The following is a 23,476-nucleotide window of genomic DNA, read 5'->3' on the forward strand; positions in this document are numbered from 1 at the left end:
GTGGAGAAAGCTGTGTCTGTAGGTATTTTGGGGGACAAGCGATCGGAGGCGGGTTCAGCCTGCGAACCGTCCCCAGGCCACGTCGCGCCGCAGGGGCGCACGCAGGCCGCGCGCCGAGACCTCCCACGCCGAACGCAGCGGACCGTCCTCGACGACGGCGTCCGCAGCCTCGCGCTCGTAGGCCTCGGTCACCACGGCGATCACGGCGGCGAGCTCCTCCGCGGTGGGGTTTCCGCGACGGATGTCGATGTGCACGGCATCCGCACCGGCCATATCCGCGTCCGACGCGGGCGTCGCGGGCGTGCTCATAGCGGGATGTTACCGTGCTTCTTCGGGGGCAGGCTGGCCCGCTTCCCGCGCAGCGACCGCAGCGCCTTCGCGACGGCCACGCGGGTCTGCGCGGGCTCGATGATTCCGTCCAGCTCGCCGCGCTCGGCCGCCAGGAAGGGCGACGCGACGTTGTAGGTGTACTCGTTCGCGAGGCGCTGACGAACGGCGGCCACGTCTTCGCCGGCCTCCTCCGCCTTGCGGATCTCGCCGCGGTAGAGGATGTTGACGGCACCCTGTCCTCCCATCACGGCGATCTCCGCCGTCGGCCAGGCGAGGTTGACGTCGGCGCCCAGCTGCTTGGAGCCCATGACGATGTAGGCGCCGCCGTATGCCTTGCGCAGGATCACGGTGACCAACGGCACGGTCGCCTCGGCGTAGGCGTACAGCAGCTTCGCACCGCGGCGGATCACGCCGGTCCACTCCTGGTCGGTGCCGGGAAGGTAGCCGGGCACGTCGACGAGGGTCAGGATCGGGATGGAGAACGCGTCGCAGAAGCGCACGAAGCGGCTCGCCTTCTCGCCCGCCTCGATGTTGAGCGTGCCGGCCATCTGCGACGGCTGGTTCGCGATGATGCCGACGGTGCGCCCCTCGACGCGGCCCAGGCCGATGACGATGTTCGGTGCGAACAGCGGCTGGACCTCGAGGAAGTCGCCGCCGTCGACGATGTGCGAGATGACCTGGTGGATGTCGTACGGCTGGTTGGGGGAGTCGGGCACGACCGTGTTGAGGGTGCGATCGGCGTCGGTGGTCTCCCACTCGAAGCCGTTCTCGTACACCGGGATCTCCGCCATGTTGTTGTCGGGCAGGTAGCCCACCATCGAGCGGACGTAGTCGATCGCATCGTCCTCGTCCTCGGCCAGGTAGTGCGCGACCCCGGAGCGGGTGTTGTGCGTGTAGGCGCCGCCGAGCTCCTCCATGCCGACGTCCTCGCCGGTGACGGTCTTGATGACGTCGGGGCCGGTGACGAACATCTGGCTGGTCTTGTCGACCATGACCACGAAGTCGGTGAGGGCGGGGGAGTACACGGCGCCGCCGGCGGCCGGTCCCATGATGATCGAGATCTGCGGGATCACACCCGACGCAGCGGTGTTGAGGCGGAAGATCTCGCCGTACTTGCCGAGGGCGACCACACCCTCCTGGATGCGGGCGCCGCCGGAGTCGAGAATGCCGATGATCGGCATGCCGCCGCGCAGGGCGTACTCCATGATCTTGATGATCTTGTCGCCCGCGACCTCGCCCAGCGACCCGCCGAAGGTGGTGAAGTCCTGCGCGTAGACGGCGACGGTGCGACCGTGAATGGTCCCCACGCCCGTGACGACCGAGTCGCCGTAGGGGCGCGACCGGTCCATCCCGAACGCGGTCGTGCGGTGGCGCACGTATTCGTCGAACTCCACGAACGTCCCGGGGTCCACGAGCAGCTCGATGCGCTCGCGGGCGGTCATCTTGCCCTTCGCGTGCTGCTTATCCTGAGCGCGGACCTCCGCGTCGACCACTGCCTCCTGGTAGCGGGCACGCAGGTCGGCGATCTTGCCGGCGGTGGTGGACAGGTCGGGCTGCGCGGACGTCACTGGCTGCACGGAAGGCTCTGACTGCTGAGGCACGCCTTCCACCCTAGCGACCGGGTCGGTGACTCTGTTGGGGGACGCTCACAACGGGACGGCGATTCGGTTGTGGGATGCCGCGCCATGCGCACGGCCGCCTGACGCGGCCCGCGCGTAGGGTGGCGCTATGTCGATTCCCACCGAGGGCTATCCCCTGACCGCCGCCGTCTCACCGCGGGTGCACGTCATCGAGAGCGTCGATTCGACGAACGCGAAGCTCATCCGCGATGCGGAGGACGATCCGGACGGTCATCCGCACCTGTCGCTGCTGGTGACCCGCGACCAACGAGCCGGACGGGGGCGCCTCGATCGCACCTGGGTGACCCCGCCGGGCTCAGCGCTCGCGGTCTCGATCGTGCTCCGGGTCGGTGCGGTGGCCGTGCACGATCGCGGCTGGATCCCGCTCGTCGCCGGTGCGGCCATGGTGGACGCGGTCGCGGCACAGCTGCCCGAACACACCGTGACGCTGAAGTGGCCGAACGACGTGCTGGTGGACGGCCGCAAGATCTGCGGCATCCTCGCGGAGGTCCTCCCGACCGATCCGCACACGGTGATCCTGGGCGCCGGCGTCAACACCGCGATGGCGGAGGTCGACCTGCCCGTGCCCACGGCGACGTCGTTCGCCGCCTTCGGCATCGAGGCCGACGAGGATCGCCTGCTCGCCGCGTACGTCGGAAGACTGCGCGACCTCATCGCGCAGCTCGCGGTCGGCGGCGGCGAGGCCGTCGCCGCGGACGTGGCAGAGCGATGCGCGACGCTCGGCAGCCGCGTGAGCGTCTCGTTGCCGGACGAGACCGTGCTGGTCGGCACCGCCCGACGGCTCGACGCCGACGGTCGTCTCGTCGTCGCCACCGGCGACGGTGTGGAGAGCATCGTGGGTGCCGGTGACGTCGTGCACGTGCGCTGATCGATCGCGCCGCGCCGCCCGTCAGCCCCGCAACGGCCCGGTCATGCGCGGATTCGCGTCAACGCCGGGCACAATGATCTCGTGACCTCGCCGACCGCCTACCCCGGGCGTCCCGCAGCGCCCGCACCCGGCGCGCCGGCACCGGAGCGTCGTGTCGCGTGCGTGCGTGCGCACGCGCGGCGGCTGTTCTGGTCGGCACTGGTGCTGATCGCCGTGTCCGGCGCCACCGGATACTTCACCGGCAATCTTCCCGAGCCGCTGCAGGACTGGATGCTGTGGGTGGCTGCGGGGATCGTCGTCGTGTTGCTCGTCGTGATTCCCTACGTCCGGTGGTGGACGCACACGTACACCGTCACGACGCGCCGCGTCGTCGAGCAGTCTGGGATCTTCGGCCGCCGACGTCACGAGGTGCTGCACGCTCGCGGCTACACCATCGCGGAGCGACGCGGACCGGTGCAGCGCCTGTGGGGGGCCGGCACGCTGGTGCTGTCCAACGGTGTCGACGAGCCGCTGCGCATGGTGAACGTCCCTGCCGTCCGTCTGCTGCACGAAGCCCTGTCCGATCAGGTGGAGGTCAGCCAGATCCTCGCGCATCGCGACGGGCACTGGGATGGGGCCACGGCGCCGCTCATCGGCGACCCACCGCCCCTACCACGCTGACCTCGACGCCCCGTGTCGCTCGTCGAGGGAGGCCGGCTGTGTGCGACGGTGCGCGGTGCGAGCTGAGAAGATGGATGCGACGAAAGGGAGCACCATGGCACTCACCCTCGGCATCGTGGGCGGTGGACAGCTCGCCCGGATGATGATCGCGCCGGCGGTCGAGCTCGGCGTCCAGGTGCGCGTCCTCGCCGAAGATGAGGGGATGTCGGCGCAGCTCGCTGCCACCGCCACCGGCGACTACCGCGACCTCGACACGGTGCGCGCATTCGCCCGCGACGTCGACGTCGTCACGTTCGATCACGAGCACGTCCCGCAGGACGTGCTGCGGGCGCTGGTAGCCGACGGCATCCCCGTGCACCCCGGTCCCGACGCGCTCCAGTTCGCGCAGGACAAGCTCGCGATGCGAGCGCGCCTGGCCGAGCTCGGTATGCCGCAGCCGGAATGGGCGGCCGTCACCGACGCGGCGGGGCTGCAAGGCTTCCTCGACGCCAACGGCGGGCGCGTGGTCGTCAAGACGCCGCGAGGCGGTTACGACGGCAAGGGGGTGCGGGTCGTCAGCGACCCTGCCGAGGTCGCCGACTGGTTCGACGGCGGTGCGCTGCTGGCCGAGGAGCTGGTCGACTTCTCGCGCGAACTGGCCCAGCAGGTCGCGCGGAGTCCTTCCGGTGAGCTGCGTGCGTATCCCGTCGTCGAGACGGTGCAGCGTGACGGCGTGTGCGCCGAGGTGGTTGCGCCGGCCCCGCGCGGCGGTGCGCGTCTGACCGAGGTCGCGGCGTCGATCGGTACAGGCATCGCCCAAGGGCTGGGCGTGACCGGAATGTTGGCGGTCGAGCTGTTCGAGACGACGGACGAGCGTCTGCTGGTCAACGAGCTCGCCATGCGACCGCACAACAGCGGGCATTGGAGTCAGGACGGTGCCGTCACCGGGCAGTTCGAGCAGCACGTACGCGCGGTGCTCGACCTCCCGCTGGGCGACCCCGCTCCGCGTCAGCCGTGGGCGGTCATGGTGAACATCCTCGGTGGTCCCGCGACCGATTCGCTGGAGAGCCGCTTTCCGGCCGCGCTCGCCGCGCACCCCGCGGTGAAGGTGCACACGTACGGCAAGGCGCCGCGGCCCGGACGCAAGGTGGGCCACGTCAACGCCTTCGGCGACGAGGTGGATGCCGTCGTCTACGAGGCCCGCGCCGCAGCCGCGTTCTTCGCCGACTGACCGCCTCGCCCGCCGCCGTCGTTCCGAACTGCAAGGGCTGGCGGGTGACACGCCGGTGTGGTGGTGGATGCCGCGGCGAGTCGCTCGCGCCACCTTGCAGTTGCGGCGAGTCGTTCCTCCCGGTCGTTGAGCGAGGTGCGAAGCACCGAGCGGGAACGCCGTGCACGGAGGGCGGGATGCGTGGCGTTGCGGGGTTCTTCCAGCGTGCCGTCCTAGCCTGGTCGGGTGACCCGCGCTCTGCATTCCTCGGCATCCCCTCTCGTCGGCGTCGTCATGGGATCGGACTCCGACTGGCGCGTCATGAGCGACGCCTCGCAGATCCTCAGCGAGTTCACGATCGAGCACGAGGTGGAGGTCGTCTCCGCGCATCGCACGCCCGACAAGCTGCTGCGCTACGGCCGTGAGGCGCGGGAGCGCGGTCTGCGGGTGATCATCGCCGGGGCCGGCGGCGCGGCCCACCTTCCGGGCATGCTCGCGTCGGTCACGGCGCTGCCGGTCATCGGTGTTCCCGTGCAGCTGGCGACCCTCGACGGTCTCGACTCGCTGCTGAGTATCGTGCAGATGCCGGCGGGGATTCCCGTGGCGACCGTGTCGATCAACGGCGCCAAGAACGCCGGTCTGCTGGCGGCGCGGATCCTCGGTGCGTCCGACGCACGGATCGCCGACCGTGTCGAGCAGTACGCGCGCACGCTGGAGGCGCAGGTCGAGGAGAAGAACCTGCGCTTGAAGGAGTCTCTGTGAGCACGGCTGCCCCACCGCGCTCACCGCGGCCCGCGGCGGAGCCGGTGATCGTCGGCGAGCAGCCGATGCGTCGACCCGACACGCGGTCGCCGCGCGTGATGACCCGCCGCGCCTGGTGGCTGCTGGCCCTGAACTTCCTGGTTCCCGGCTCGGCGCAGGTCCTGGCAGGAAGCCGGCGTCTCGGCCGGGTGGGGCTGACGGCGACGCTGATCATGTGGGTGGGCGTGGTCGTCGCGGCCGTCGCGGCCCTGGTGTGGCCGACGCTGCTGTTCACGCTCGGCACGAACGCCGCCGCACTGCTGGCCGTGCAGCTAGTGCTCCTGGCCTACGCCGTGCTGTGGGTCGTGCTGACGATCGACACCCTCCGTCTGATCCGCCTCGTGAACCTGCGGCCGGGCGCGCGTCCGCTCGCGGCGACCCTGGCCATCGTCGGTCTCATCGTCGGCAGCGGCGGCGCGGTCTACGCGGCCCAGCAGCTGCTGGCGCCCGCGCGCGAGGCGATCGCGTCGATCTTCACGAACAACGCGCCGCCCGTTCCGCCGTCCAACGGCTACTACAACTTCCTCCTGCTCGGAGCCGACAGCGGACTGGGCCGGGACTCCATGCGGTTCGACAGCATCTCCGTGGTGTCGGTGAATGCCGAGACCGGCGCGGTGCACATCACCGGCATCCCGCGCGACCTGGCGTACGCGCCGTTCGCCGACGGACCCATGCATGACCGTTATCCGGACGGCTTCGAGGGGCATCCCTCAGAGACCTGCGGGTGGGGCCCGGGCATCAACCAGCTCATGAACGCCGTCGAGATCTGCCAGCCCGATGACGGCAAGGACATCTACCCGGATGCCGCGGCGAACAGTTCCACGCCGGCCGTCGAGGCGACGAAGGATGCCGCGGAGGGCATTCTCGGCATCCAGATCCCGTACTACGTCTTCGTCGACATGAAGGGCTTCGCCGACATCGTCGACGCGCTCGGCGGTGTCGACATCACCGTCCAGGAGCGGCTGCCCGAGGGGGGCGGGCCGACTTACGAGGGGGAGCCCGCTGAGGACTGGGCGATCGGGTGGATCGAGGCGGGTCCGCAGCACATGGACGGCGACACCGCCCAGTGGTACGCACGGTCGCGCTACACGACGAGCGACTGGGACCGGATGCGTCGCCAGCGCGAGCTGCAGCAGGCGATTCTCGCGCAGGCGAATCCGGCGAACGTGCTGAGCCGCTTCCAGGCCGTCGCCGCGGCGGGTTCGGACCTGGTCAAGACCGATATCCCCGATTCGATGCTCGGGTTCCTCGTGCAGCTGGGCGTGAAGGCCAAGGAACAGCCGGTGCAGACGCTCGAGCTCACTCCCAAGGGTGCTGGCATCGACACCGACAACCCGACGCCGGACGAGTACGCGCACGTGCGCGACCTCATCCAGCAGGCGCTCTATCCGCCGTCGCCGACTCCCGCTTCCGAGGGCTGAGCCGTGGCCGCGACGCTGCGCCTCGTGCTCGACCAGATCGTCGCGCCCACGGATGCCGATCTGGGCATAGCCTCGCGCGAGCTCGCCCGGGCTCTCATCACGGCCGCGCCCTCGGGCTGCGACGTGGCGGCGATCATCCCGACCGTCGCCGATGCCGCAGCGGCGCTCGAGAGCGCCGTGCCGGGGCTGGTGGATGCCACACGTGCCCCCCTTGCTCGCCGCGAGCTCGCCGCGTCGTGGCAGCTGGGTATCGCCCCCGGCATCGGGGGCGGGATGATCCACTCGCCGACCTGTCTCGCCCCCCTCGTCAAGCACGACCGCCTGCATGGTCACGACCAGACCGTCGTGACCATGTGGGATCTCGCGGCCTGGGAGCGGCCGGGGGAGATGGCCCGGACGGCCGTCACGTGGCACCGCGCGATGCTCAAGCGCGCCGTCAAGCACGCCGACGCCGTGGTCGTCCCGACTCACGCGATGGCCGAGCGGCTCGGCGAGATCGCGCCCTTAGGCGACCGCATCCGCGTCATCGCGGGGGCGGCCCCTGCGAGGTTCGCGGTCCCTACCGACGAGGTCGGCCGGAGGCGTGCGCTCGGCATCCCCGACGGGTACGTGGTGGTGGCGGGATCATCGGCGGCGTCCGCTCGCGTGTCCGACGCGCTGGCCGCCATCGCTGCGGCGGGCGCGGACCTGCCGGTCGTCATCATGGATGCGCCGGACGGCGACGAGCCGGCCCTGGTCGACGTGGCCTCGGCATCCGGGCTGGCGGAGGCTCGCGTGCACGTGCGCGGCAGCCTCGAGGATGCCGATCGGGCTGCGGTGCTGGGGGGTGCGGTCGCCCTGATCGCGCCGAGTGAGCTCACCGCCTTCCCGTGGCGGGTGCTGGAGGCGCTCGCCGTGGGCGTGCCGGTGATCGCGGCCGACTCGCCCACCCATCGCGAGGTCGTCTGGGACGGCGGCATGCTCGCCTCGGCATCCGAGGAGGGTGCGCTCGCCGCCGCTCTGGCGGACCTGCTGGCGTCGGGCGCGACCGTCGAGCGCCAGGCCGTTCTGGCGGCGGATCGCGGACGGGCCTTCTCGTGGCTCGGTGCCGCCGAACGCATCTGGCAGCTTCACGCCGACCTGTGAGGGTGCTACAGGTCGAGCGTGATCCGGTTCCCGAGAGCCCGGGAGACGCAGATCATCATGCACGAGCCGTCCTTGCGCTGCCGTGATGTGAGGATGGAGTCACGATGTTCCACGGAGCCGTCGATGACGACCGTTTCGCAGGAGCCGCACGTCCCTTCCAGACAATCGCCGTCGACACTAATCCCTTCGAAATCGGCGGCAACGAGAATCGACTCGTCTTCGGGCACGTCGAATTCCACACCACTTCGGGCTGCGACGACGGTGAAGGCGCGATTCGGGAGAAAGGCCTGGGGCTTCGGGCTGAAGCGCTCGATGTGGAGCAGCTCGCTGTCCCCGAGAATCGACTCGAGCCCCTCGAGGAGACGTTCGGGACCACACGAGTAGACATTCGTCGATGGCGGGAGCGCCGCGACGTGGCTTTCGAGTTCGATACGCCCGCCCTCATCGGCGAGATGAAGAACGACGCGATCGCCGTAAAGCTCGATCAGTTCATCGACGTAGGCCAGATGAGACCGTGACCGACCTAGGTAATGCAGTTCCCATTCAGCGCCGAGTTCTTCTGCGTGCTCCATCATCGACAACAGCGGCGTGACACCGATCCCGCCGCCGATGAAGTCGAATCGGGTACCGTCTTCGAAGGAGAAATGATTGCGCGGCTCTCCCACAGAGAGAACCATGTCCTCGGCGGCACGTTCGCCGAGGTACTGCGACCCGCCGCGACCCTCGGGTTCGATGAGCACTGCAATTCGCCACGCGCGGGGATCCGTCCTTCCGCGCAGGAGCGAGTACTGACGAATCATCCCGTTCGGCAAGTGGATATCCGCGTGGGCGCCAGGCTCCCAGGAAGGGAGCGGTTCCCTCTCGCCCACGAGTTCCAGTTCGACAACATCGTCAGCTACTCGCCGCTTGGACGCGACTCGTGCAGAGATGGTTCTGCTCATGCCCCGCGTGCCTCGATTTCACGAGAGAGGAATGCTCTCACCTGGTCGGTCGTCACGCTGCGGGCGTCCAATCCGCGGTCGACCGATTTCGCCCACTCCACGGTCCACTCCAGGCTCTCCGGATAGGCGAGCAGGTCGGACCACCCGAGCTCATTGACGGCTTTGCTTGCATCCAGGGCCAGGAGGCCGGCCTCGTACGGGTGTTCCGCGTCGGAGCGATCGTTCCACGCGGCCGATGCTGACCATTGAGAGGCCATCGTGTCCGCGATCTCGCGGACCGTGATGAAACTCCGCTCGTCGGGTCCGATGTTCCAGGCATCGGACGGTGCTCCGTCGTGGAGCGAGCGTAGAACATACACGTAGCCGTTCAGACAGTCGAGGACGTGTTGCCACGGCCGCACCGCATCCGGGTACCGGATATCTACGGCAGTTCCGCGACGGAACCCCTCGATCAGGTCGACGAACAATCGGTCGGCAGACACGTCTCCGCCACCGATCACGTTGCCTGCTCGGACAATGCCGATGGGCGCTCCGGGGAAGCTCTTCGCCCAGGACTGAGTGAGGAGGTCCGCCATAGCCTTCGAGGAACTGTAAGGATCGTCGCCGCCGAGAGCTTCATCCTCGCGGTAGCCCGCCACGCGGTTGACGTTGCGGTACACCTTGTCGGTAGTGGCGACGACCACAGCTCTCACCGACGCGACGGACGCGGACGCCTCGAGCACGTTGTAGGTGCCCATTACGTTAGTTTCGTACGTGAATCGTGGCTCGCGGTACGACCGTCTCACGAGCGGCTGGGCAGCGAGGTGAACCACGGCGTCCGGAGCGGCAGAGGCGATCGCGTCCGCCGTCCGCGCCGCGTCACGAATGTCGACGCGATGGTCCTGCTGGACGAGCTCCTTCAGTGCAGCGATTTCGTAAAGCGCACCTGGTTCGGGGTCCAGAGACAAGCCGGAGACCGTGTGCCCCAGTTCGTGGAGGAGCACCGTGAGCCACGCGCCTTTGAAGCCCGTGTGCCCGGTGATCAACACGTGCATCAGCGTGCGGCCGCTTCCATGAACTCTGCGATCGACTCGGCGACGAAGTCGAGCATTTCGGGGGTCAGGCCGGGGTAGGTGCCCACCCAGAACGCCCGGTTCATCACGATGTCCGTGTTCGTGAGGTCGCCGACCACGCGGAAATCGACATCGCGGTAGGCCGGCTGTCGGATGAGGTTTCCGGCGAAAATGAGGCGCGTCGCGATCTTTCGGGAATCGAGGAATCGCAGCAGCGCGGTGCGGTCGACCGGGTGCTCCGGATCCAACGTGATGGGGAAGCCGAACCAGGACGGGTCGGAGTTCTCGGTCGCTCGCGGAAGGATGAGGCCCTGAACGCCCTGGAGCTTCTCGGTGAGATAGCGGAAGTTCTCCTTACGCTTCTCGACGAAGTAGTCGACTTTCGCCAACTGTGACACGCCCAGTGCAGCCTGCATGTCTGTGGACTTCAGGTTGTAGCCGATGTGGCTGTAGATGTACTTGTGGTCGTATCCGTAAGGCAGATCACCGAGCTGCCACTCGAATCGCTTCTCACAGGTGTTGTCTTTCCCTGTCTCGCAGTAGCAGTCGCGTCCCCAGTCGCGGAAGGACTCTGCTTGCTTGCGCACCAAAGCGGACTTGACGAACACGGCCCCGCCTTCGCCTGTGGTGATGTGGTGAGCCGGGTAGAAGGACACGGTGGCAGTGTCGCCGAAGCTGCCAGTACGCTGCCCGTTGTAGGTCGAACCCAAGGCGTCGCACGAGTCCTCCACGAGCCAGAGTCCGTGCTCCTTACAGAGCGCCCGCACGACGTCGAGATCGAACGGGTTTCCCAGGGTGTGCGCCATCATGATCGCCCGCGTCTTCGGACTGATGGCCTCGCGCAGGCGGTCGGCGATAGCGTCGTATGTTCCGAGTTCGACGTCAACCACGACCGGACGCAGACCGTTCTGGATGATGGGATTGACCGTGGTGGGGAAACCGGCAGCTACGGTGAGCACCTCATCGCCGGCCTTCAACGCTCGTCGCCCAAGCTTAGGGCTGGTCAGCGCGCTGAGCGCGACGAGGTTGGCGCTTGACCCGGAGTTCACGAACAGCGCGCTCTTCGCGCCCACGTAGTTCGCCAGCTTCTCCTCGAACTCGTGGTGGAAGCGTCCAGATGTAAGCCAACCGTCGAGTGACGCATCAACGAGGCTCGCAAAGTCCTCAGGATCGAGCACCTTGCCGGACACGGGGACCGCTGACTCGCCCCGCACGAACGGCTGCGTCTTGACTTTTTCGGCGGCGAACTCACGGACGAGCGAGAGAATATCTTCACGTGACGCGGACAAGCAGAACTCCTAGAAGGTAGCCGGAAGACTCTCATCCTACCGCCACGCCTCTTGCCAGCCTGATTGTAGGCTCGGTGTCAGCAACACGAAAGGCGGCACCATGAAAGCCATCCTGCTCGCGGGCGGCCTCGGCACCCGAATGCGCGAGGAGACGGAGTTCCGGCCCAAACCCATGGTCGAGATCGGCGGTAGGCCGGTGCTCTGGCACATCATGAAGATTCTCGCCTCGCAGGGAATCACTGACTTCGTCGTCGCGGCGGGCTACAAGGCAGAGCACATCAAGAACTACTTCTTGAACTACCTGCCCGAGAACCTCGACTTCACTGTCTCGCTCGGGAAGAAGGACAGCATCGTCTATCACGGGCAGCAGCAGGAGCAGGACGACTGGACGGTCAGCGTCGTCGACACAGGTTTGGCCACGATGACGGGGGGACGCATCTTGCGGCTCCAAGATTTCATCGGTGACGAGACTTTCTTCTGCACCTACGGAGACGGGATCGCCAGCGTCGACATCCGCGGCCTGCTGCAGTTCCACGAAAGCCATGGGCTCAGCGCAACGATGACGGTCACGCGTCCCTATAGCCGCTTCGGAGTGGTGGACATCGACGAATCAGGCATCATCGGGACCTTCCGCGAGAAGCCTCAGATGGAGGACTGGGTCAACATCGGCTACTTCGTCCTCGCGCCCGATGTGTTCGAACTCATCGACGGGGACGACTGTGTGTTCGAACAGCGGCCGCTCCACGCTCTCGCGGAAAGCAAGCGCATCGCGGCTTTCCGTCACGACGGATTCTGGCAGCCGATGGACACTGTGCGCGAGGCTCAGCAACTCAACGAGATCTGGGCGTCGGGTCAGGCGCCATGGAAGATTTGGTAACCCGAGGTCGGAACGAGAAGTACTTGTGCGCGAAGTAGGAACCTATTGCGATCACGACCGTTGAGCACGCCTGAGCGAGGTAGACGTTGACAGCGAACAGTTGCACGAGCACCGGCAGCAGCAGGATGTTCACGCACAGCGGCACGATGTACACGGTCTGGAAGCGCGCGAACTGTCCGACGACACCGCCGGAAGCGCGGAACACATACTTTCGGTAGAGGACGAACGCGATCAGCGAAGAGAGCAGGTGCGCGATGAGGAGACTGCCGATGTAGGTGACGTAGCGTCCTAGGAGATACTGAACACCGGCGAAGAGAACATAGCCGACGACGGTGTTCGTCAGACCCGTGATCAGGAAGCGTCCGAGTTCCCGGACTCGCTCGCTGCGTGCGGACATCGTCTTGGACGGCACGGTCACGGAACGAGCCCGCCGACGAGGCGGAGATGATCTTCTTTGCCCACGGCTTCTGCGACCACAGGATCCAACGCTTTGATGCGGACGCTGACCGCTCGGTCCTCGGCGGACAAGCTTTCGAGTATCCACGATCCGAAGCCTCCGTCCAGGAGATGGTCCTCCACGGTCACGATTCGCGAGAACGGCGCGAGTGCGTCCAGCGCACGTCCCCGGAACGCTGCGCCCCATACGGGCATGGAGTAGAGGCCGTAACCCTCATACGCGGGAAGGTCGAGCCACTCGCGTGCCAGAGCCAGAACGGCGCCCGTCGTGATGATGGCCCGATCGGTGTCGACGGGACCAGCGACATGCAGCAGCGCCCCGGCCTCGACGGCGACGGGACCGGTATGGACGGCAGGCGTCGCGGGACTCCCGATGCGCAGGTATGCCGGTACGGCCTTACGCTGAATCTCGGCGAACACGGCGTCCATTTCGTGGGGGTCGCCGGGTGCGTAGATGGTCATCTCTGGCATCGCACGGATCAGTGCGTAGTCCTGAATGGCGTGGTGTGAGTATCCGAGGGAGCCGTAAACCAGACCTCCGCCGACAGCCACCACGGTGACGGGCAGGCGATGGTGTGCGATGTCGTTGCGGATCTGCTCGGCCGCGCGGAAGGTCGGGAAGTTCGCGATCGAGTAGACGAACGGCCGGAAGCTCTCGGACGCCATTCCTGCCGCCATCGTCATCATCGACTGTTCGGCGATTCCGGCATTGATGAACTGGGCGGGGAGCGTGCTGGCAAACTCGTCTACGACCCCATATCCAAGGTCGCCCACGATGAGTGTGACACGCCGATCGTGCTCGGCCCACCCGCGGAGGAGGTTAACGAACTGGTTACGCACGCCCGCCACCGATCTCCGCGAGCGCCTGATCGAGCTCCTGCGGGTTGGGGCTCTTGTAGTGCCAAGCGACGCTGTTCTCCATGTACGACACACCCTTCCCCTTGATGGTCCGCGCGATAACCACGCGGGGGCCGCGGTCGAATCGTTGCGCGTCGGCGGCTGGGCGAAGCGCTTCACGGAGGAACTCGAGGTCGTGGCCGTCCCCCTCGACAACGTCGGCGCCGAAGGCGCGGAGCTTGTCTGGCAGTGGCTCCAGTCCGAGCGTCTCACCCACCGTGGTGAGGCTTTGGAGGTTGTTCGCGTCGATGACTGCGGTCAAGTTGGAGAGTCGGGCGTGGGCGGCGAACAGGAGAGACTCCCAGTTGCTGCCCTCATCCATCTCGCCGTCCCCGAGAAGGACGAACGTGTGCCAAGGCTGGGCGCTGAGTCGCGCCGCGTTTGCCTTGCCGACGCCGAAAGGGAGGCCGTGGCCGAGCGAGCCTGTCGAGAACTCGACTCCCGGAACCCGATGGCTGATGTGGGCCAACAGTCGCGATCCTGGCTGCGCGTACTCGTCCAGCTCTTCTTCGGCGATGAAGCCGCGCGCCGCGAGGGCAGCATAGATGATGGAGCACGCGTGTCCCTTGCTCAGAATCACGCGGTCCCGCTCCGGCAAGCCGGGATCACGGGGGTCGACATGGGCAATTTCGGCGTACAGCACCGCAACGATATCCGCGAGGGAAAGTGCCGATCCTACGTGCGACGAGCCGGATCGCGACACCATCCGTACCGTCAGCTCTCGTATCCGCTGAGCAAAGGCAGCAGCATCCCAATCAGTCTTCATGTCTCTTTCCGCAAGTGCTCGATCGTTCGGGCCAGCCCCTCGTAGAGCGGTACCTGAGGGCGCCAGTTAGTGGCCGAAGTCAGCCTGGAGATATCGGCCTGGAGGTGCATGACCTGGTCCGGACGGAAGGGGACGGCGCCAAAACGCAGATCGGACCTCGATCCGGAGATCTCCCTCATCTGTTCGACGATCTGCCTGATGGTGGAGACCGTTCCCGAACCGAGGTTTACGTATCCGACGCCGCCGGAGACGGTGGCCATCGCGGCGAAGGCCGCCGCGATGTCGTCGACGTAGATGTAGTCCCAGAGTTGTGTACCGGGAGTCATTTCGGCTGCTTCGTTGCGCAGAAGCAAGCGTCCGACCGCCTGGATCATCCAGTGGGGCGCGTCACCGGGGCCGTATGCCGAGAAGATCCGCACCCAGGTGAATGCCGTCGCGGATTCCAGCAGTGCAGCCCGGGTAGCGAGACCGGCGGCCGCCTTCGCAACGCCATATCGGGTGGTCGGGAGGAGCGGAGTGTTCTCATCGATGATGCCATCGGTAGGTCCGTACTCCGCTTGTGAGCCCACACCTATGTAGTGACCGACGCCGGCTTCCGCCGCGGCGTGGGCCCATCCATCCGCCAGCGTCACGTTATCGAACTGCGACGGGTCGTTCCGTGCGTGGTTGGCCACGCCACTCCATGCCACATTGATCACGATGTCCGTTCCGAACTCGCGCAGGGACCGAGTGACCGTGTCGCGATCGAATGTCTCATCGATCGTGATGGAATGGAGGTCGAGCCCCGCCAAGCGCGCTGTGGAAGACGCGGGACGCTTGGCGTAGGCCACAGCGTGGCCGTCGGTGACAAGTCGCCGCACGACTGCCGAACCGATGAACCCACCCGCTCCGACGACCACACAACGCACAGAGACAGTCTAGAGCGTTCATGAAGATGTAAAGCAGAAGGTCATGTCCCGACAGAAGATCAGCATCATTACTCCGTGCTTCAACGAGGAAGCGAACATCGAGCAGTGTGTCGCCCGGGTGCGCTCGGTGATGGAGACGGAGCTGGGAGAGTTCGACTACGAACACATCATCAGCGACAATGCGAGCACAGACGGTTCACGAGAGATCCTCCGCGCCGTGGCTCGGCAGGATCCGCGGGTCAAGGTGGCGATTAACTCGAAGAACGTCGGTCCATTCCGCAACATGGCAGTGGGGTTGCGAGCAGCGACCGGCGACCTCGTCGTGCCGATGATCCCGGCCGACTTGCAGGATCCGCCGGAGGTCATCCCGGAGCTCGTCGCGGCATTGGGCCCGGATCGCGATGTCGTTTACGGCGTTCGGAAGAACCGCCGGGAGAGCTTCGTCATGCGCGCGGCGCGTGACAGTTACTATCGCCTGGTACGTGCGGCGGGAGGCGCCGCCTCACCGCCGCCTCACGCGGGGGAGTTCCTGATCGCTCGGAGATCGGTCATCGACAGTGTGATCCCCGCGCTGGGTTCGTATCCCTACATTCGAGGTCTTGTCGCTCAGGCGACGGAGCGCTATGGCACCGTCGAGTACGAGTGGGGCCAGCGTGAGCACGGGAAGTCGCGAAACTCCATCCCTGACTTGATCGATCAAGCTCTCAACGGACTCGTCTCCACGGCGCGCGCGCCGATCCGTGTGGCGCTGTTCCTGGGAGTCTTCATTGCCGCTGCAGGCATGCTTTACGGGTTGGTGAGTCTTCTTCTTTTCGCGTTCGGTCTCGTGCACGCTGACCCCGGTATACCGACCCTCATCGTCGCAGTGACGTTCTTCGGTGGGTTGCAGATGCTCTTCCTCGGTCTGATCGGCGAGTACGTGGTCAGCATCCAGGCTGAGGTGCGCCCGAGCCCACAGGCGGTCCAGGTGGAGAAGCTGAACCTCTAGCACGTGTAGTTGGATTCGCAGTCAACCTCACCCCCGGGGCACGGCAGGTCGTTGGCGTGTCGCCCGGGGGTGAACTCGTCGCGTCATGACGCTCGGGAGGATGATCCCTTTGCCGGGAGGCGGTACGGTCACGCGCTATCGAGGTGAGGTCTGTGACGGCAGGTTCGTTCCGGGGAATCGCTGCTGGAGCAGCGGAAGCACACGTTGCACGTCATCGTTGCGGATGAAGATGCCCTGGCTCACAGCGGGAGCATTGACCGATACCGGAGTGTAATTCTCCTTCAGATATGCCTGGAGCAACGGGATATGGTCGGCCACGACGTGACCCCACACCAGATTCTCCTCATCGCTGAAGAAGAGCACGGGAGGATCGCTCTTGACCCTGTTCGTCATCTCTTCATCGAACATGTCGCCGAACCACGGGGTCACGCCTGAGATTCCGCCAGCGGGCAGTCGCCGCGTCAGTACAAAGTCGTAGACGTTGTTGATGTTCAACTCTCCGTAGGCCTCTCCCGGGGGCACGAGAGCCTCGATCAGAGCGGTCCGGTCGGGGTTGGGGAACACCACGCGCGTGAGCAGCTGATCGCGGTTTTCGTATGTTGTTCGAGCGAACGGATAGGAACCGACGGACGCGATCGCCGCAACAACGAGGCTGGCGACCATCACGCGTGCGCCCTTTGGTCGAGCCTCGGCCGTGCTCCGCTGCGAAGCCCAGGCGATCACCAACCAGACCATCAAGCCGGCCGTTCCCACGAAGAAGGCCCAGAGTGGTTGGGAGTGGAATCCCGACCACCCTCTCGTCGCAGTGAGACTGCCCATCCAGAAGATGCACACACCCAGGACGGGACGAACGAAGCACACAAACACGCACGTGAGAAGGAAGACGACGAGGAAGGCGAACTGATAGACAAGCTCGCGCGAGAACGTCTCGGTGAGCCCACGGGCCGTGAATGTCTGCGTCGCTATCGCCGTCAACCCGCCAAAGAAAGGTTCGAGCGGATTCGCCCCGAAGCCGTCGGCAAGATACTGAGGGTAGTACGTGCGGTTGAGTACATACGCCTGGCGATACGCGTCGTGGAGGGCGCCTGTGAGTGCGATCGAGACGACGAGCAGCAGGAAGGGAACGACGGTGACAAGCGCGCGTAATCCGACGAAGCGGAACCATGCACGCGCGCCCGTCAGTCGGTGTCGGTCGTTCAGGACACTCAGCAACGCCGCGCAGACGATCACCGCCGCTGAGTAGTACACAGAGACGAAGGCGACGGAGAAGCTCAGCGCGGCCGCGGTCGCGATCATCGCCCAGCGTCGCAGACTGCTGTCACGACGCAGACCCATCGTGATCACTTCGAAGAGGAGGTAGAGACCGAACAGCGCCTGGTAGTTGTCCGAGAGCACGGTGTAGGAGAGTTCGGGATTCGCGTCGTGCATCATCGGGACGAGAACGACCACGACGAGCATCGGAATGCGTCCGAACACGCGGACGTTCCGCGCATAGAGCAGAGCCAGCAGCAACGCGAAGATTGCGTAGACGAAGAACCTCTGCGTGGTGAAGCTTGTGAATCCTACGGCGTAGCCCACGCCTGAAAGCCAGTACGCCATGGGCATGTGCTGGCTGAAGAAGTCGGTGTAGACGGCGCCGCCCTGCGCCACCACGTTTCCGCCGATCATGTTGTCCATCTCGTCCAGGAAGGTCGGCCGGGATAGATAGGTCAGGTGGATGGCAAGCGTGACCGCAAACACCGCGACTGATTCCAAAGCGATCAACCACGCGCGAGACCGAGCAGCGCGCGGTCGATAACGGTGGACGGCATGAGCCAGAGCAGATGTCATGTCGTTCCTGTCAGTTGAGGGCGAGCGTCACGTCGCCATTCTTCGCAACCGTGACGGTTCCACCCTGGAAGTCCTGTGTGTATCCGCCGTCAGGCGTCGATTTGCTGTCGGATGTCGGGTACCCGAGCCGTCCCACTTCGTATCCTTGCGCCACCCAGGCGGTCTGGATCTGAGGGCGCATCACATGCGTCCCCGTCGAAGGAGAGGAGAGAATGACACCTCCCTCGAACGCTTGCCAGCATCCGTCGTCTCGACCACCGCACACCGTAGGCGTGGTGGGGTAGCCCATCCAGCCGTCCTCGTATCCTTGCCCGACCCAGGCATCGTGGAACGCCGGACGAACAGCATTCGCCCCGGCCCTCGGCGAGTACATCACAACGCCGGACTGGAAGCTCTGCCAGCAGCCGCCGTCCTTTCCGCCGCAGACGGAAGGACCGGTCGGATAACCCATCCACCCATTCTCGTACCCTTGAGCGACCCAGCCGGATTGGACCTCGGAGCGCATTTCCTGTGCTCCGGTGGCGGGCGAATAGATGACCACGCCATGCGTGAACGCCTGCCAACATCCTCCGTCACGCGATCCGCAGACGACGGGTGTTCCGGCTGTGCCTAGCCAGTTGTTGGCGGCGGAACGGGTCGCAATCGCCCCTTGCGCAACGTGGGCGGGATCAGAGCCGTTCGCGGTGAACGTCGCCGTACCCGCGCCATCGACCGTGATCGTCCCCCCCTGGAACTTCTGCGTGAAACCACTGCCTGCCGCTGACGCGTCGCTCGTGGGATAGCCCAACCATCCCTGCTCGTAGCCCTGGCTGACCCACGCTCGATGTATCGCCGGTCGCAACGCATGAGTTCCCGCCGCGGGGGAGTACATGATCACACCGTTGTCGAAGGCGCGCCAGCACCCCCCGTCCTTGCTCCCGCAGACGGCGGGGGTGGCTGGCGCGCCGAGCCAGGAAAGAGACCGCATCGCATTGGCGATCTGCGCCGCCCCGGTGTTTGCGGCGGTGCCCGAGTATGTGGCGGTCCCATTCTGGTCCACCGCGATGGCGCCGCCCTGGAAGGTCTGTGTGTAGCCACCATTCGACGTGGCCTCGGAACCCGCGGTGGGATAGCCCAGCCACCCGTTCTCATACCCCTCCGAGACCCACGCCTGGTGGATCACCGAGCGCATAGGCTGCGCTCCGGTTGCGGGGGAGTAGAGGATCAGACCGCTTTCGAAGAGCTGCCAACAACCTCCGTCCCGCGATACGCAGTTGGTGGGCGTGGTGGGGAAACCCATCCACCCGTTCTCATAGCCCTGGGAAACCCACGCATCGTGGATAACGGCACGCATGGGCTGCGTTCCGGTTGCCGGTGAATACATGATCACACCGCCCTGGAAGAGCTGCCAGCAGCCTCCGTTCTTGATGCCGCAGACGGTAGGTGTTGCGGGATAGCCCATCCACCCGTTCTCGTACCCTTGGCTCACCCATGCGTCGTGCACGCGTGCCTGCATCTCTTGCGCGCCCGTGGCCGGCGAGTAGACGATCAGCCCGTTGGCGAACAGCTGCCAACAGCCGCCGTCCTTGATTCCGCAGACGATGCTCGTCGCTGCCGTACCGAGCCAACTGGATGCGCCGCCGAGCGAGTTGTACTTCGCGGTGACGGTCTGTTCGCCGATCGAGCCCAGCGGCGATCCGAACCAGTCGCTGTAATCACGCCAGAAGTTGCGATTGCCGTAGGTCGAGCAGTCGTCTCCTGAGCCGTAAAGATTGCCGAGAGACGCAGCGTTCGGTGTGTAGGGGGTGTAGATGTATAGCGCGCGCGTTGCGTCGTTCTCGATGTACACGCGGGCTGTTCCGCAGGACGTGTCCGGTGAGCGGAGGATGTTGTTCCAGCCGATCTGATACCCGAACCACTCAGGGCGTTGCTGATAGATGCGCAGCTGGCGCGCTCCGAAGTAGACCTGACGATAAAAGCCACTGAACGCATTGTCGCAGGGCGCTGTGTCGGGGCATCCCTGCCCAAGAGCTGCTCGGTAGCTCCAATCATCGGGCGAGCGGTCGGTGATCAGTCCCTGCTCTTTCTGCAGCATGACGATCAGCACCTTGGGGCTGATCCCGCACGCCCGCGCGGCGGCCACGATGATCTGCGCAGCAGTCATCGTTCCCGCAGGGATACCGCTGCAGTAGGAATCCGCGGCGATCGGGGTGACATTCGTGGAATAGTCCTTGAGGCACGGCTGTCCGTTGGAACCTGAACACCTCGGAACCTTGCCGTTCAGAAAGTCCTGGACCTGATCGGCGTTCATGGACTGAGCATCGAAGAAGTTGTGATCGGAAATGATCAGACCCGCGCGGAAGTCGCTCGCATTGGCCGCCTGCGCGGGGGGCGCTTCCTGCGCCGCCACCACCGCCAGCACCGCCGCGACCGCGGCGAGAGCGCACACTACGCGGGTGATGATTCGACGTGATTTGCTCACGGAACGACGACCTCCACCGGGTCCGACACGGCTGTGAGATTTGACGATGAGTAGCGAAGAACAAGTTTCCACGTACCGGGAGGCGTCGCGACACTCGCGACTCCACAGTTAACGGCGGATGAGCTTGCGACCGCGACTACGCTCGTCGTGCGGACGTCGTCGCCATTGCTCACTGTGAGCGTGCACGTTCCCTCAGCCGCGTCGGTACCGGGGAGGAGCCCGGAGGCGTAGACCTGAGCGTCACGGGTACCGTATGTCACAATCACCAATGCTGATGCGGGAGTGGCTGATGGTTCCCGGGGAGAGTCTGACGTGGCGTTCGATGGGGGAGCCGCGGGAGTAGTCGATCTTGGTGAGACCGAGCCCATCGACGAGGTCTGAGAGGGAGCCAGGCTGTTCGGCGGCGCGGCGATGGGCGCGCAGCCGACGAAGGCAACCGCGAGACACAGAAGGGCTGCTGCGCCGAGACTGCCAGAAAGATGACTCACACCTCAACTGTAATCAGGTCCGCTCCCGCCGCCTTCACCGCCACGCAGCGCGCCTCGTGACCCTTCAACCAGAGAAGTACTGCCCGAGCCGGCCCGCCGGCGTGAAGCCGGTGGCGTGGATCTTGTCCAGGTCGAGCACGCTGTTGCGCGGGCGCGGCGCCACCGGGCTCGTTGCGGAGGCGAAGTACTCCTCCGTCGAGACGTCGGTAACGCGCGCCGGATCGTGCCCGGTCAGTTCGAACACGTGGCGGGCGATGTCGGCCCAGGATTGTGGGTCTCCTGCGCTGGTGAGGTTGTAGGTCCCGTAGGGCGCCTGGGTGTCGATGAGGTGGTGGATGCCTGCAGCGATGTCGGTGGTGAAGGTGAGTCGACCGGTCTGGTCGTTGACGACTTTCGGGTTGATGTCGCGTTCGGCTAGCGACGCCATGGTGCGGACGAAGTTGTTGCCGTCGCCGATGACCCAGCTGGTGCGGATGATGTAGTGCCGCGGGACGGTGGTGATGATCTGGTCGCCGGCGGCTTTGGTTTGTCCGTAGACGCCGAGCGGGCAGAGGGGGTCGTCTTCGCGGTATGGGCGTTCGGACGTGCCGTCGAAGACGTAGTCGCTGGACACGTGCACGAGCGTGAGAGCGTGGGTGGTGGCGATGCGTGCCAGCGCCGTGAGGCCGGTGACGTTCGCGGCCCACGCGTCCCGCCTGCCGTCCGCGGCTTCGGCGAGGTCGACCTTGGTGTATGCGGCGGCGTTGATGATCGTACCGTAGTCACGCCAGCGACGCGCGCTCTCGAGGCCGGGGTCGGTGATGTCGAGGGTGGTGCGGTCGGCGTACTCGATATGGGGTGCGTCGCCGTACTCGCCGCGGAGGGCTTTACCGAGCTGCCCGTTCGACCCGATGATGAGGGTCTTCTTCGGCGGGATCGGCGTCACGTCTGCGAGGCGGGGGTGGTTCTTGTCCTTCTCGCTGATCTCCACCTCCGAGAGGGGGATGGGCCAGTCGATGCCCGCGGTCTCATCAGCGAGGTTCAGGAAGGAGTAGGCCGCGGTCGGTGACCAGTGGTCGTTGACGAGGTACGTGTACGCGGTGTCGGGTTCGAGGGTTTGGTAGGAGTTGCCGACGCCGCGGGGAACGAAGATCGCTTTCGACGGGTCCAGCTCAGTCGTGTACACGGCACCGAACGTGGAACCCTCACGCAGGTCCACCCAGGCGCCGAAGATCCGCCCGGTCGCGACCGACACCCACTTGTCCCACGGTTCGGCGTGGATGCCGCGGGTGGTGCCGACGGCATCGTTGAAGGAGATGTTGTTCTGCACCGGTCCGAAATCGGGCAAGCCCAGTGCGGTCATCTTCTCCCGCTGCCAGTTCTCCTTGAACCAGCCCCGCGCATCCCCATGCACGGGCAGATTGAACACCACCAGCCCAGGGATCGGGGTTTCGGTGACGGCGAGCTGCTTACCGTACTCCGTCACCGCGTCACTGCCCCTTCGACGCGTAGAACGCTTCCACGCCATCCTTCGCCGGCGCCCACCAGGCCTCGTTCCGGTGGTACCAGTCGATTGTCGCCGCGAGCCCGGCCTCGAAATCCCGGTACTGCGGGGCCCACCCGAGCTCGGTGCGCAGCTTCGTCGAATCGATCGCGTACCTGAGGTCATGCCCGGCGCGGTCGGTCACGTGATCGTACGCGTCCGCCGCCTGCCCCATCATCGTGAGGATCAACTCGACGACGGTCTTGTTGTCCTTCTCACCATCGGCACCGATGAGGTACGTCTGACCGATCTCACCCTTCTCCAAGATGGTCAGCACGGCCGAGGAGTGGTCGTCGGCGTGGATCCAGTCGCGCACGTTCTCGCCCGCCCCGTACAGCTTCGGACGGATCCCACGGATCACGTTCGTGATCTGACGCGGAATGAACTTCTCCACATGCTGATAAGGACCGTAATTGTTCGAGCAGTTGCTGATCGTCGCCCGCACACCGAAGGAGCGCACCCACGCCCGCACCAGCAGGTCCGACCCCGCCTTCGTCGACGAGTACGGCGACGAAGGGTTGTAGGGGGTGTTCTCCGTGAACCGCTCCGGATCGTCCAGCTCCAGATCCCCGTACACCTCATCGGTCGAGATGTGATGCAACCGCGTCCCATGCTTACGCGCAGCCTCAAGCAACGTGTACGTCCCGACGATGTTCGTATCCAAGAACGGACGCGGATCACTCAAACTGTTGTCGTTGTGTGACTCCGCCGCGTAGTGGACCACCGCATCCGCCCCCGCGAACAGCTCATCGACGAGCTCAGCGTCGGCGATGTCACCGTGAACGAACCGGAACCGCTCCGCCGGCAGCCCCTCCAACGAGGCAAGGTTTCCCGCATAGGTCAGCTTGTCGAGCACCGTCACATGATCATCCGTGTGCTCGATCACGTGATGGACAAAATTCGAACCGATGAAACCCGCACCACCAGTCACCACAAGCCTGCGCATAGCACCAGCGTAACGGGGATA

Annotated in this window: 21 protein-coding genes; 8 read left to right on the forward strand and 13 right to left on the reverse strand. The window is 65.7% G+C overall.

Annotated features, from left to right (window positions below; translation table 11 throughout):
• Positions 1 to 54 precede the first annotated feature (54 nt).
• Positions 55 to 309 carry an acyl-CoA carboxylase subunit epsilon gene (locus tag JOE53_RS02395; RefSeq protein WP_204946670.1) on the reverse strand — a complete coding sequence of 85 codons (255 nt, stop codon included), beginning with the start codon at positions 307 to 309 and terminating at the stop codon, positions 55 to 57.
• The gene (locus tag JOE53_RS02400) at positions 306 to 1,907 is read right to left on the reverse strand and encodes an acyl-CoA carboxylase subunit beta (protein WP_204948156.1); all 1,602 of its coding nucleotides are present in this window, start codon (positions 1,905 to 1,907) and stop codon (positions 306 to 308) included. The genes JOE53_RS02395 and JOE53_RS02400 overlap by 4 nt, the downstream gene beginning before the upstream one ends.
• A gap of 151 nt (positions 1,908 to 2,058) precedes the next feature.
• Between JOE53_RS02400 and JOE53_RS02405 the strand changes: the two genes are divergently transcribed.
• From JOE53_RS02405 to JOE53_RS02430, 6 genes are all read left to right on the forward strand, one after another.
• Positions 2,059 to 2,838, forward strand: coding sequence for a biotin--[acetyl-CoA-carboxylase] ligase (locus tag JOE53_RS02405; RefSeq protein WP_204946671.1), 780 nt, complete (start codon positions 2,059 to 2,061; stop codon positions 2,836 to 2,838).
• Between the two features lie 162 nt (positions 2,839 to 3,000).
• On the forward strand, positions 3,001 to 3,498 hold the full coding sequence (locus tag JOE53_RS02410) for a PH domain-containing protein (protein WP_005048196.1): 498 nt from the start codon (positions 3,001 to 3,003) through the stop codon (positions 3,496 to 3,498).
• Positions 3,499 to 3,568: 70 nt separating this feature from the next.
• Positions 3,569 to 4,708 (forward strand): 5-(carboxyamino)imidazole ribonucleotide synthase, encoded by a 1,140-nt coding sequence (locus JOE53_RS02415; RefSeq protein WP_204946672.1) that lies wholly within the window; start codon positions 3,569 to 3,571, stop codon positions 4,706 to 4,708.
• A 273-nt stretch (positions 4,709 to 4,981) separates the two neighbouring features.
• Positions 4,982 to 5,449 (forward strand): 5-(carboxyamino)imidazole ribonucleotide mutase, encoded by a 468-nt coding sequence (gene purE / locus JOE53_RS02420; RefSeq protein WP_016463393.1) that lies wholly within the window; start codon positions 4,982 to 4,984, stop codon positions 5,447 to 5,449.
• Complete coding sequence (locus tag JOE53_RS02425; protein ID WP_204946673.1) at positions 5,446 to 6,909, forward strand: LCP family protein; 1,464 nt, start codon at positions 5,446 to 5,448, stop codon at positions 6,907 to 6,909. Before purE ends, JOE53_RS02425 begins: the two co-directional genes overlap by 4 nt.
• 3 nt (positions 6,910 to 6,912) lie before the next feature.
• Positions 6,913 to 8,034, forward strand: a complete 1,122-nt coding sequence (locus JOE53_RS02430; protein WP_204946674.1) for a glycosyltransferase — start codon at positions 6,913 to 6,915, stop codon at positions 8,032 to 8,034.
• 5 nt (positions 8,035 to 8,039) lie between these two features.
• On the opposite strand, the gene JOE53_RS02435 is transcribed toward JOE53_RS02430, so the two are convergent.
• From JOE53_RS02435 to rfbH, 3 genes are read right to left on the reverse strand one after another with little or no spacing between them, the layout of a single operon-like run.
• The gene (locus JOE53_RS02435) at positions 8,040 to 8,975 is read right to left on the reverse strand and encodes a PDR/VanB family oxidoreductase (protein WP_204946675.1); all 936 of its coding nucleotides are present in this window, start codon (positions 8,973 to 8,975) and stop codon (positions 8,040 to 8,042) included.
• A complete protein-coding gene (gene rfbG / locus JOE53_RS02440; protein ID WP_204946676.1) occupies positions 8,972 to 10,009 on the reverse strand; it encodes a CDP-glucose 4,6-dehydratase in 1,038 nt (345 codons plus the stop codon). Before rfbG ends, JOE53_RS02435 begins: the two co-directional genes overlap by 4 nt.
• Positions 10,009 to 11,316, reverse strand: coding sequence for a lipopolysaccharide biosynthesis protein RfbH (gene rfbH, locus JOE53_RS02445; protein ID WP_204946677.1), 1,308 nt, complete (start codon positions 11,314 to 11,316; stop codon positions 10,009 to 10,011). The genes rfbG and rfbH overlap by 1 nt, the downstream gene beginning before the upstream one ends.
• A gap of 100 nt (positions 11,317 to 11,416) precedes the next feature.
• Here rfbH and rfbF point away from each other — a divergent pair, with 100 nt between their 5' ends.
• Entirely contained in the window at positions 11,417 to 12,193 is a 777-nt protein-coding gene (gene rfbF, locus JOE53_RS02450; RefSeq protein ID WP_204946678.1) for a glucose-1-phosphate cytidylyltransferase, read from the forward strand.
• Here rfbF and JOE53_RS02455 read toward each other — a convergent pair.
• The 4 genes from JOE53_RS02455 to JOE53_RS02470 are packed head-to-tail and all read right to left on the reverse strand — an operon-like array spanning position 12,147 to position 15,220.
• Positions 12,147 to 12,611: a GtrA family protein gene (locus JOE53_RS02455; protein ID WP_204946679.1), complete on the reverse strand. Its 465-nt coding sequence runs from the start codon at positions 12,609 to 12,611 to the stop codon at positions 12,147 to 12,149. The two genes, rfbF and JOE53_RS02455, sit on opposite strands and share 47 nt — an antisense overlap.
• Positions 12,608 to 13,498, reverse strand: coding sequence for a transketolase family protein (locus JOE53_RS02460; protein WP_325168442.1), 891 nt, complete (start codon positions 13,496 to 13,498; stop codon positions 12,608 to 12,610). Before JOE53_RS02460 ends, JOE53_RS02455 begins: the two co-directional genes overlap by 4 nt.
• On the reverse strand, positions 13,482 to 14,312 hold the full coding sequence (locus JOE53_RS02465) for a transketolase (RefSeq protein ID WP_204946681.1): 831 nt from the start codon (positions 14,310 to 14,312) through the stop codon (positions 13,482 to 13,484). The genes JOE53_RS02460 and JOE53_RS02465 overlap by 17 nt, the downstream gene beginning before the upstream one ends.
• Positions 14,309 to 15,220, reverse strand: coding sequence for an NAD-dependent epimerase/dehydratase family protein (locus JOE53_RS02470; protein ID WP_204946682.1), 912 nt, complete (start codon positions 15,218 to 15,220; stop codon positions 14,309 to 14,311). The genes JOE53_RS02465 and JOE53_RS02470 overlap by 4 nt, the downstream gene beginning before the upstream one ends.
• A gap of 43 nt (positions 15,221 to 15,263) precedes the next feature.
• Between JOE53_RS02470 and JOE53_RS02475 the strand changes: the two genes are divergently transcribed.
• The gene (locus JOE53_RS02475) at positions 15,264 to 16,208 is read left to right on the forward strand and encodes a glycosyltransferase family 2 protein (RefSeq protein WP_204946683.1); all 945 of its coding nucleotides are present in this window, start codon (positions 15,264 to 15,266) and stop codon (positions 16,206 to 16,208) included.
• 135 nt (positions 16,209 to 16,343) lie between these two features.
• Here the strand turns inward: JOE53_RS02475 and JOE53_RS02480 are convergent, their stop codons facing one another.
• The 4 genes from JOE53_RS02480 to rfbB form a co-directional block, all read right to left on the reverse strand.
• Complete coding sequence (locus tag JOE53_RS02480) at positions 16,344 to 18,038, reverse strand: hypothetical protein (protein ID WP_204946684.1); 1,695 nt, start codon at positions 18,036 to 18,038, stop codon at positions 16,344 to 16,346.
• Positions 18,039 to 18,048: 10 nt separating this feature from the next.
• Positions 18,049 to 20,499, reverse strand: coding sequence for a hypothetical protein (locus tag JOE53_RS02485; protein ID WP_204946685.1), 2,451 nt, complete (start codon positions 20,497 to 20,499; stop codon positions 18,049 to 18,051).
• A gap of 552 nt (positions 20,500 to 21,051) precedes the next feature.
• Positions 21,052 to 22,494 (reverse strand): sugar nucleotide-binding protein, encoded by a 1,443-nt coding sequence (locus JOE53_RS02490; protein ID WP_204946686.1) that lies wholly within the window; start codon positions 22,492 to 22,494, stop codon positions 21,052 to 21,054.
• Positions 22,457 to 23,455 carry a dTDP-glucose 4,6-dehydratase gene (rfbB, locus tag JOE53_RS02495; protein ID WP_204946687.1) on the reverse strand — a complete coding sequence of 333 codons (999 nt, stop codon included), beginning with the start codon at positions 23,453 to 23,455 and terminating at the stop codon, positions 22,457 to 22,459. Before rfbB ends, JOE53_RS02490 begins: the two co-directional genes overlap by 38 nt.
• Between the last annotated feature and the right edge of the window lie 21 nt (positions 23,456 to 23,476).

It is taken from the genome of Microbacterium laevaniformans, assembly GCF_016907555.1.
Taxonomy (GTDB): domain Bacteria; phylum Actinomycetota; class Actinomycetes; order Actinomycetales; family Microbacteriaceae; genus Microbacterium; species Microbacterium laevaniformans.